7 protein-coding genes and 2 pseudogenes are annotated in these 7,933 nt (G+C 59.5%); 5 read left to right on the forward strand and 4 right to left on the reverse strand.

The genetic code is table 11. The annotated features are described in order from the left end of the window. Positions 1-165 (forward strand): ATP-binding protein (locus GEV05_29605; GenBank protein ID MPZ47443.1); only part of this gene is annotated, 165 nt, incomplete at its 5' end. 27 nt (positions 166-192) lie between these two features. Here the strand turns inward: GEV05_29605 and GEV05_29610 are convergent. Then, positions 193-549 (reverse strand): annotated as a pseudogene (locus GEV05_29610) (hypothetical protein). A gap of 462 nt (positions 550-1,011) precedes the next feature. Further along, positions 1,012-1,308: pseudogene (locus GEV05_29615) on the reverse strand (AbrB family transcriptional regulator). 128 nt (positions 1,309-1,436) lie between these two features. Between GEV05_29615 and GEV05_29620 the strand changes: the two are divergent. After that, a complete protein-coding gene (locus GEV05_29620) occupies positions 1,437-1,724 on the forward strand; it encodes a type II toxin-antitoxin system ParD family antitoxin (GenBank protein MPZ47444.1) in 288 nt (95 codons plus the stop codon). Then, a complete protein-coding gene (locus tag GEV05_29625; protein MPZ47445.1) occupies positions 1,724-2,089 on the forward strand; it encodes a type II toxin-antitoxin system RelE/ParE family toxin in 366 nt (121 codons plus the stop codon). Before GEV05_29620 ends, GEV05_29625 begins: the two co-directional genes overlap by 1 nt. Positions 2,090-2,311: 222 nt before the next feature. Here GEV05_29625 and GEV05_29630 read toward each other — a convergent pair whose 3' ends face one another. Continuing rightward, positions 2,312-3,157 (reverse strand): hypothetical protein, encoded by an 846-nt coding sequence (locus tag GEV05_29630; GenBank protein ID MPZ47446.1) that lies wholly within the window; start codon positions 3,155-3,157, stop codon positions 2,312-2,314. 373 nt (positions 3,158-3,530) lie between these two features. On the opposite strand from GEV05_29630, the gene GEV05_29635 reads away from it, so the two are divergent. Then, positions 3,531-4,445, forward strand: a complete 915-nt coding sequence (locus tag GEV05_29635) for a YihY family inner membrane protein (GenBank protein ID MPZ47447.1) — start codon at positions 3,531-3,533, stop codon at positions 4,443-4,445. Between the two features lie 144 nt (positions 4,446-4,589). On the opposite strand, the gene GEV05_29640 is transcribed toward GEV05_29635, so the two are convergent. Beyond that, a complete protein-coding gene (locus GEV05_29640) occupies positions 4,590-5,372 on the reverse strand; it encodes a DUF1264 domain-containing protein (GenBank protein MPZ47448.1) in 783 nt (260 codons plus the stop codon). 1,320 nt (positions 5,373-6,692) lie between these two features. Here GEV05_29640 and GEV05_29645 point away from each other — a divergent pair. Next, a complete protein-coding gene (locus tag GEV05_29645; protein MPZ47449.1) occupies positions 6,693-7,781 on the forward strand; it encodes a PHB depolymerase family esterase in 1,089 nt (362 codons plus the stop codon). Positions 7,782-7,933: the final 152 nt, after the last annotated feature.

Here is a 7,933-nt window from a genome sequence, read left to right on the forward strand (position 1 = left end):
AACTTCGACTTCACCGAGTGGGATCAGGCCTTCCCCGCCAATCGGCTGCTCGCCTCAGCCACCCTCGATCGATTGCGCCACAACGCCTACTGCCTCGTGCTCGATGGCCAATCGTACCGAGCGCCCAAATCACCTCCGTCAGCCACCAAATCCACGCATCCTTAACCCCATCGGGATGTCCGTTTCACCCGCCTAACCTGGCTCCAATATGCCGATCATCCCCGGCTCCTTTATGCCGATCAGCGACACGCCGCAATGAGTGCGAGCAAGAGATCGTGCGAACCGACGTACTCGGCTATGACGGGTGGCACGTTGACTGTACGCAATATTCGTTCGATCTGACGATACCATCCTTCGCTCGCTTGGGGATGGGGCCAGGATGAGCGGATAGTTCACAACGTCTCGAAGCGCAACCCGCTTATGCGCGAGCAACGGGTGCCGCGATGGAACGACGGCTACGAGCAGATCCGTCCACATCGGTGTTGCCTCGATACCCTCTCCGGCTTCACCAAGTCTCGCGAAACCTACGTGTTGATGTCCACCAAGAACTGACCCAACCCTGGGTCAGTTCGGAGTGAACATCAACAGTGCTGGCTTCCGCCAGCCTCCGGAGGCTTTCGGTGGAACATCCCGAGAACGTAGACGGAGACCGCAGCCCCCCATTTTCAGCTCTCCATGGAACTCGCTGGCCTTCCTTGGAACGTCAAATGAGCGGGTGAAGAGAACAGCACCCGAACCCTAACTCGTTGACTATGAAAACCTATCGCACGACGCAACTCCAAGTATGGACTGCGTTGTGGACTGATTCTGACACACAGCCTAAGCGGCGGTACAGGAGGAGTCCACTGCGGTCCAGGGGATTCCGTCAACAGCCACGAGTCCCCCGCCTAGCCACACAGCATCCGGCGGCTTGAAGCCTTTCGGCTCGCCGCACCGCGCGCGCTCGGCCGCTGCATCGAGCTTCTAAAGTTGTGGTGCACTCATGGAATAACACAGCACGCACGGTGCGCATTAGAGCGCCACCTCGCCCTCCATGTCTTCATCGAAACTTGTGTGTTGGCGAGGATGGCTCGGGGGAACTCCTTCGAGAGCGTTCCGATGTTCCTGCCCTTGCGGACGTCGGCTTCCAGGAATGCGCCGATCCCTGGATTTCGTGCTCGGCCTCGGCACGGGTGGGGATGACCTCGCCGTCTCGCACCTCAAACGCCACTTTATCGCCGGTCGTTACGCCCAAGGCCTGCCGGACAGACTCGGGCAAGGTAATCCGTGCCTGAACATCAGCGCGGCGAGTTCATGGACGCCGGGCATGGATGTCTCCAGGTCGGCGATCAACTCACCCAATTACAAGGACGATTCCTATATGGGCCGCCAGCTTGATTGGCATAATACGCCAACTCCGCTATGCTCAGGCTACCTTCAATCGGGAATCACCGACCATGCCGACACGCAACGTAGTGCTCAGCGCGCATCAACACGATTTCGTCGAAGCCCTGGTGCAATCAGGGCGCTACCAGAACGCCAGCGAAGTGCTGCGCGAAGGCCTGCGCCTGATCGAGCAGCGCGAACGGCTCGAGGCGGTCAAGCTCAAGCTGCTGAAGGAAGCGGCCAACAAGGGCTGGGCCGACATCGCCGCCGGCCGCTACACCGATCTCGCCGATGATCAGCTTGAAGACTTCATCGGACAACTGGGACGGCAGGCCATCGATCGGGCACAGACGGGTTGATGGCCCGCTATCGGCTATCCGCTGCAGCGCATGCCGACCTCGTCGCCATTCTGGCCTGGACACACGAACGGTTCGGTGAAGCGGCCCGTAAGCGTTATGAAGCCCTGGTCGTGACCGCGTTGCGTGACATTTCTGATCAACCGCACCGAGCCGGCAGCATCGAGCGTCCGGAGCTTGGCAAGGGAGTACGCTCTTGGCACCTGCGTCTCAGCAGGGAGCGCGCACGCGCGACAACAGGCATCGTGCGCCGGCCCAGGCATTTCCTGATCTATCGGATCGAGGACGATCTGGTTGTCATTGGCCGGGTGCTGCACGACGCCATGGAACTGGCGAAGCACCTGGACCCCGAGGAGCCTTCGAAATAGGCTCGCTGACATCCTTGGAATCCATGCGTCACCTCAATAGCTGCATTCAAACCATCATCAGTGCACGATTGACTGTTCGCGGTCAGAAGCGGAAGTTGGCCCGAAGCAGTATCCCGTCTGCTCACCTACTAATTAAGTAAGTAGCGCGATCAGAATGATGATCGGGATGGGTACGCCGACTGCCCAAAGTAAAATAGAACGCATGTCGTTTCTCCTACTCTTCTACACTGCTGACCGCAGATTCGCGTTGTCGCGCTGGCGACCGCCTATGGTCGCAGCATAGCTAGCAGCAAATGCTCCGATCAAAAGCGCCAGAAATGTCCAGATGGACAAATGTATGAGCGCTTTACGGGCCGCATCCGCCGCTTCCCGCGCCTTCGCCTCTGCGGCTCTTGCCTGGGTCATTGCTTCCGTCAATCGCTTTTCCGCCTCTGGTTGCGGCAGACCTGTTCGGACACTGATGAGCCCCGTAAGGTAGCTTCTGTCGCTCGGAGTCAGGTCCTGGTGCAATCCATTGGCGATAATCCGTCCGGCCTCCTGTCGTACCGAGGCATCGTCAGCCTCGCGAGGACGATCCGAGCGGAACAAGCCATCAACGACATAAGAAGTCACGTCGATTTCGGTGCCGTCCGCAGATGGTGCACCGGCAGCCGCGCCCGCTGCTGCCGTACCGGCAACTGCCGCCCCGGCCTTTGCCGCTCCCCCCACCACCGCTGTAGCTGCCGAAGAAAGCAAGGCTGCACCCAGAACGATGCCGACGGCCCACGCAACCAATCCATGCGCGGTGTCGCGGAAGTACACCTCATCGCTCTGTACATCTGCCCATCGCGTGCGCAACCGGCCCGCGATGTAACCTCCGAGCGCGGATGAGCTTAGGTGAACGAACATCATCCACGCAATGGCCGCAACGCCCAGCGTCTTGGCTGAAGCACCCTCGTCGCTCCATGGAGAAACCGCCGTGAGACCCAAGCCCGTGCCCAAAATGAGCAATATCAGCGACAGCGCCGCGGCCACAAATGCTCCGGCTAGGACGGCGCCCCATGATACGGCGGCCAAGGGTAATCGCATCGAGTCGGCGTCGAGCCGCGCCGGCGGAACGCCCGGGTGCATTGAAGCTTCCATCACTTGCTCCTCCAGACAACGGACTGTGTATTGAAATTGGAAATCAATCGTGCATAGCAAAAAGGTGGCCCGGGAACGCGACCGCATCTACCGTTCACCTCTGAGTCGCCGACGTTATGACAGCGGCTCCGAGGATGGGCAGGCCGGTTCATGCTGACAGCAGTGTGAAGCAGCAGACGGGAAGAGCTGAGTGCTCCGGAGAGACTCGAAAATGGGGTCGGTCCCTGAGGCCGCGGTCGGGCATCTCGTCCATCAAGAGTCATCGGCAGGGTGTACCAATTGCATATAGTTGCCCTCCACGAGAAAGCCGGACCGAACCATGAAAACCACGTTGTCCCGGCGCGCTGGGGGCAAGCTCTTGTTGTCGCCACGCGATATTGGGTCACTCATCCGCCAAGCGTTGTTAGCATGGGTCGACGATTCCGCGTCCAGCATGGGGGCGGCGATCGCCTATTACACGGTTTTCTCGCTGGCACCCCTGTTGATTCTCGTGATCTCAGTCGCTGGCCTGATATTTGGTCGTGACGCGGTACAGGGCGAGATCGTCTCACAGCTCCAAGGACTCATGGGACACGAGGGCGCGGTGGTGGTGGAAGGACTCATCAAGAGTGCAAGTGAACCGAAAACCAGTTCCTTTGCAGCGCTCGTGAGCATTGGGCTGCTTCTATTCGGCGCGACAACGGTACTGGCGGAGATCCAGAACTCGCTCGATCGCATCTGGCATGTTCCGACCGAGAGTCGGTCGGGCGGCATCTGGGAGTTCGTTCGAACAAGGCTGCTTTCGTTTGGAATCGTGCTGGGTATCGCCTTCCTGCTGTTGGTTTCTTTGGTGTTCAGTGCCGCAGTGGCGGCGTTGGGAAATTGGTGGGGGAGCCACTTCAAGGGTTGGGAAACTTTGCTACAACTCATCAACTTCACATCGTCCCTGGCACTTAGCTGCCTTCTGTTTGCCATGATCTACAAGTTCATGCCGACGATCCGGATCGCATGGCGCGACGTGTGGATAGGCTCTGTGGTGACAGCGGCGCTCTTCGAGATGGGCAAGTTCGGCATTGGTCTCTATCTGGGTAAGAGCGGCGTCACGTCGGCGTTCGGCGCGGCAGGCTCGCTCGTTGTACTGCTCATTTGGGTGTACTACTCCGCTCAGATCTTTCTCCTCGGCGCGGAATTCACGAAGGTATATGCGAAGGAGCACGGCTCGGGTGCTATCGGAAGAACAAGCACCCTGCGGTGATCCGACGCGTGACGTAGACTGGTGCCGAGACCGGCTTCGCGGTTCTGTGTCGCGCCGAAGTAATGCGCAAGGCGCTCCGCTCATCCAGCCGACGGTTACGCGGGAAGCGGTATGCGCGCCGACGCGGTCAACAGTCAAGGTCGGTCATTGGGATTCCGGCGGCTGCTTGGCTGGTGTTCTGTCCGATGGCGCAGCCCTGTGTGAATGCGGTACCGGGGCCCCCGTCGCGAGCGGCTGCAGCGTGAGCTGCACGACATCGGCCTGCTGCCACGCATCGGCGCCATGAGAAATGGCCGGTGCAGCGATGCTTTCGCGATCCTTTCGTTTTTCCTCAGACTTTATGTCGAAGCGCTTGTCACGCTCCGCGACCATCTGCTCGTTTGCCTGGCCATCGGCAGTGAAGCCCATCATCAGCAGCGGATGACCTGTCGGCAGCGTGAGCTTCAGATCGGTATGCCAGGTGTGCCAGGTCTTCCCGTAGGTGCCAATCATCTTTTTCATGAATTCATGCTCGGCTTTCTGCGGAATTCCAGGCGCGACCAGCTGCCCGCTTTTCACCTCATGCACATGGCTGTGCCAAAGCTTTTTCTCTTCAGCCGGCAACGTTTCGAACGGCTTCGAGCTGATGATGTACTCGACACCCATGATCTTCGCGTCGCGCCCGTTGCCGTCGAAGATGACGCACTGGTTCACGTCGTCGTTCACCGCCGAGCAGTAGTGGTGAGCTTCCATCTGGGCTTTCATGTCTCCGTTGTAGAAATGAAAACCATCCATGTAAATATTGAGCGCCTCCGGATCCATATGAACGTTTACAAACTTCGCCCATAGCGCGGCGGAGATGGTTTGCTGTTGCGCTTGCCCGTGCAGTGTTCTCCATCGCATAAATATCTCAGCATTGCCGTCCGCCCATTCGACATCAACGCACATTCCCAGGGGGATAGCGATACTTTGTCCCGATGGGTCCAGATAGAACACCGGCCCGACAACTCGATATCGTTTCATGGTCAGCCTGGGTGGGTATCATGCGCCAGCTGCTTGGGATGAGTTGGCCGCAGTCGGAAATGCACCGATTGTGCCCGGGCACGACGCATGCAGATGCATGCGTTCAAATCACAAGCGCCAATACTTATCGCCGAAAGGATCCTCATGCCTAAGATCATCGCCATAACTACAGCCGTTCTTTGTTTCGCACTACCCACAGCGACTATCGCTCAGACCGACGCGGGTTCCGCCACGAAGCCCCATGGCGAGTTGTGAGGGGCTCTCGGGGTCTGCCTTGGACAAATGCCAGAAAGACAGACGCCAAGCGAACCAAAGACGCGGACAAGTTCAGCGGCAGCGATACGGGTCAATCGCCTGGCAGCGGGAAAGACAAGACCAAGCCGAAGCCGCCCGGCGATTGATGCAAGGTATCGATTCTCGGAAGTCCCCGCTTCGGCGGGGCTTTCTCGTTGAGCGTGGGGTTAAGAATTGCCTGATCGCGCTGGAGCGTGCGGGCATAAACGAAGGATGCCGGAACGATGCCGATCTACTTCACTCCCCGAAAACGGTCTACGACGACCAGCCTGTTGTCGGGGCAAATATGGGTTAAGACTGTCCGCCTGATGAAAACATCTAGGTCAATCCCCAAAGCGACCAAATCCGATCAGAGCGATGTCAGCTTGCACGCACCCGGCGACCTTGCAGTCGACCCGATTAGGGGAGGTCGCAGTGATCTTCCTGAATGAAGCAGTACCGTCCTTCCCGCCCTTCGTGTCGTTCTGTCTTACGTAGCTTGAGCGGCAGCGATCCAAATCTAGCGCAAATTTTTGCCGCGGGTGTACTGGGTTCTGCACCAAGGGAATGACAATGATCCTTTCCTTCGGCGGGGCCGCCCCTCGCTGATCACGGCTTGGCTTGCCGGAGAACTGATCGTGCGGTACGGCGTCAGCATCCATCGGGATGCCGGATTGGACGCATCGAGGTCATTGCAGGATGCCGGCCGCCGCGACGCGCGCATCACCGACATTGGGTCGCGAGTCTCAGTCTGTGCATGCGGCGAATTGCACGAATGCAGCGCCGCATCTCCCGGATAATCTCCGCTGCTGGGTTGTACGCATGGATGTCGGGACGCGTCGGCGTTCTGATGTCCGTTGCACCCGTTTGCAGCGACCGCACGCACCGTTCGTCCGCACCGCTATCATCGCCAGTCCATCGGAGAGCCTCTTGAACTTGTACCGCGATCTCAAAGAAAAGATTCTCGGCAGCATGGAAGCGCGCAAAGCAACTCACACTGGACCATCGAAGCATCCGAGGGAGGGGGTGCTGCAGACGATCCAACAGGCGCTCGCAAGCGCGGGTCTGCTTCGGGAGTCCCCGCCCCACCAAGACAGCAATGCGGAAATCGGAGAGGCATACAACCGATCCTCGCCCAAAGCCAGGGATGGCACGCGCCCCCCGCCGACGGGTCTGGAAACAACACCTGAAGGCGAATTCCTCGGCCACACTTACACCAGCAGCGCAGGAACTCGCACGTACAAGCTCTATGTGCCTGCGAGCTATTGGCGAGAGCCACGGGATCCCGTGCCTATGCTGCTCATGTTGCACGGTTGCACGCAATCTCCGGAAGACTTTGCCGCTGGCACGCGCATGAATTTCCTGGCCGAGCGGCACGGCTTCCTCGTGGTTTACCCCGCCCAGGATGCGAATGCGAACGCCTCGAAGTGCTGGAACTGGTTCCGAGCCGAGGACCAGAAGCGGGATCGGGGCGAACCCGCGATCATTGCGGGAATCACCCGGGAGGTTGCCAGGAACTACCAGGTAGACGAGCGTCGCCTATTTGTGGCCGGTCTGTCTGCAGGGGCTGCCATGGCTGTAGTTCTCGGTTGCACCTATCCCGAGTTGTACGCTGCCGTTGGGTGCCACTCGGGTCTGCCGTATGCTGCTGCGCACGACGTTCCATCTGCGTTCCGGGCGATGAGAGCAGGTTCAGGTAGCGGCGCGCGCTCGGTCTCCGGCATAGAGTCACCAGGAATGCCTACCATCGTATTTCACGGCGACACTGACAAGACCGTGAATTACAGCAACGGTGCGGCGGTCGTAACCCAGGTCACGTCGACTCGCTCGTTGCACGCACCTCTTCGCAATAGTGTGCGGACGGGCGTAGGACCGGACGGTCGCAAGTACACCCGGACGATCTACTTCGACGCCGACGATCGTCCCGTGGTGGAGCACTGGGTACTGCATGACTTCGGCCACGCCTGGTCCGGGGGGAGCCCGGCCGGATCGCATAGCGACCCCGGTGGCCCCGACGCGTCGGCCGAGATGGTCCGCTTCTTCCTCTCGCAGCATCGCTAACCCCGAAAAGGCGTACACGTTGCATGCGCGTCCGGGAGCTCACCGTCGACTGTAAGGGGAGGCGGGAGCGCCCCGTGCGTTGATGAGTTGGCTCGAACACCCGAGCATCACAGGAGCTTCCCGGATGGCCACTACAAGGAGCGCCAGCTCCA

This window comes from Betaproteobacteria bacterium (assembly GCA_009377585.1).
In the GTDB taxonomy this organism is placed as follows: domain Bacteria; phylum Pseudomonadota; class Gammaproteobacteria; order Burkholderiales; family WYBJ01; genus WYBJ01.